1 protein-coding gene is annotated in these 1,517 nt (G+C 66.7%); it reads left to right on the top strand.

Translation table 11 applies throughout. The features are described from left to right. The coding region (locus tag FLX07_RS35755; RefSeq protein ID WP_142576397.1) for a glycoside hydrolase family 43 protein at positions 1 to 1,514 on the top strand (1,514 nt) is incomplete at its 5' end. Positions 1,515 to 1,517 lie beyond the last annotated feature (3 nt).

Here is a 1,517-nt window from a genome sequence, read left to right as displayed (position 1 = left end):
CGTGGCCGCCGTCGTCGAGCTATTCCAACCCCGTGTTGTGGGAGGACCTGGCCGACATCGACGTCTTCCGCGTGGACGACACCTACTACTACTCGGCCTCCACGATGCACTACTCGCCCGGCGCGCCGATCCTGCGCTCCTACGACCTGGTCAACTGGGAGTACGCCGGTCACTCCGTGCCCAAGCTGGACTTCGGCTCCAAATACGACCTGAACGGCGGGCGGGCCTACGTCAACGGCGTCTGGGCCTCGTTCCTGAACTACCGCAAGAGCAACAAGACCTTCTACTGGGGCGGCTGCATCGACTTCAGCAAGACCTACATCTACACCGCCACCTCCGCCGAAGGCCCGTGGAACCGGCACACCACGATCAACAAGTGCTACTACGACGCCGGACTGCTCATCGACGACAACGACACCATGTACGTCGCCTACGGCAACACCAACATCAGCGTCGCCCAGCTGTCGGCCGACGGCACAAGCGAGGTCCGCAGCCAGCAGGTGTTCTCCACCCCCTCCAGCGTGGGCACCCTGGAAGGATCACGGATGTACAAGCGCAACGGCGCCTACTACATCTTCCTCACCCGCCCCGCCAACGGCCAGTACGTACTGAAGTCCACCAACGGCCCCTTCGGCCCCTATGAGATGCGCCAGGTCCTGCTGAACATGGGCGGCCCGGTCTCCGGCGGCGGCGTCCCCCACCAGGGCGGACTGGTCCAGACCCAAAACGGCGCCTGGTACTACATGGCCTTCCAGGACGCCTACCCCGGCGGCCGCATCCCCGTCCTGGCCCCCATCACCTGGACCTCCGACGGATGGCCCACCGTACAGACCGTCAACGGCGCCTGGGGCGGCTCCTACCCCTACCCCAACGTGCCGCGCCCGCCCCGGCAGGTGAAGTCCCCGACCGGGACCGACACCTTCGCCGGCACCCAGCTCGGGCCCGAATGGGAGTGGAACCACAACCCCGACACCAGCAGGTACAGCGTGAACAACGGGCTGCGGCTGCAGACCGCCACCGTCACCAACGACCTGTACTCGGCCCGCAACACCCTCACCCACCGCATCCTCGGGCCGTCCTCCACCGCCACGATCCAGCTCGACTACTCGGCCATGCGCGACGGCGACCGGACCGGGCTGGCGATGCTACGCGATTCCTCGGCGTGGATCGGCGTCCGGCGTGACAACGGCCAGACCCGCCTGGTCGCGACCAACAACCTGACCATGAACGGCAGCTGGCAGACCACCAGCACAGGCACCGAGGTGGCCTCCACCTCCATCTCCGGCGGGCGGATCTGGCTGCGGGTCAACGCCGACATCCGCCCCGGCAGCGGCCGCCAGGCCCGCTTCTCCTACAGCACCGACGGAGTGAACTTCACCTCCTTCGGACCGGCCTTCACCATGGGCAACGCCTGGCAGTTCTTCATGGGCTACCGCTTCGCCATCTTCAACTACGCCACCCAGTCCCTGGGCGGCGCGGTCACCGTCAACCGCTTCGACCTCACCACCCCCTGAGAC

The sequence above is a fragment of the Microbispora bryophytorum genome (assembly GCF_006874465.1).
Taxonomy (GTDB): Bacteria; Actinomycetota; Actinomycetes; order Streptosporangiales; family Streptosporangiaceae; genus Microbispora; species Microbispora bryophytorum.
Note: the sequence above shows the minus strand (reverse complement) of the source record. Positions and strands in the feature narration are given on the sequence as shown.